The sequence below is a fragment of the Pantoea sp. PNT03 genome (assembly GCF_014852515.1).
Taxonomy (GTDB): domain Bacteria; phylum Pseudomonadota; class Gammaproteobacteria; order Enterobacterales; family Enterobacteriaceae; genus Pantoea; species Pantoea leporis.
The window spans coordinates 1-255 of the sequence record NZ_JACVBT010000029.1 but is presented as its reverse complement, the minus strand read 5'-3'; the positions used below and the strand labels follow the sequence as shown (position 1 = coordinate 255).

The following is a 255-nucleotide window of genomic DNA, read 5'->3' as shown; positions in this document are numbered from 1 at the left end:
ATCAAACTTAAATTGAAGAGTTTGATCATGGCTCAGATTGAACGCTGGCGGCAGGCCTAACACATGCAAGTCGAACGGTAGCACAGAGAGCTTGCTCTCGGGTGACGAGTGGCGGACGGGTGAGTAATGTCTGGGAAACTGCCCGATGGAGGGGGATAACTACTGGAAACGGTAGCTAATACCGCATAACGTCGCAAGACCAAAGTGGGGGACCTTCGGGCCTCACACCATCGGATGTGCCCAGATGGGATTAGC

1 rRNA gene is annotated in these 255 nt (G+C 53.3%); it reads left to right on the top strand.

Going from position 1 to position 255, the window contains the following annotated elements:
- Positions 1-9: 9 nt before the first annotated feature.
- Positions 10-255 (top strand): 16S ribosomal RNA (locus IB226_RS23125); the annotation flags it as partial.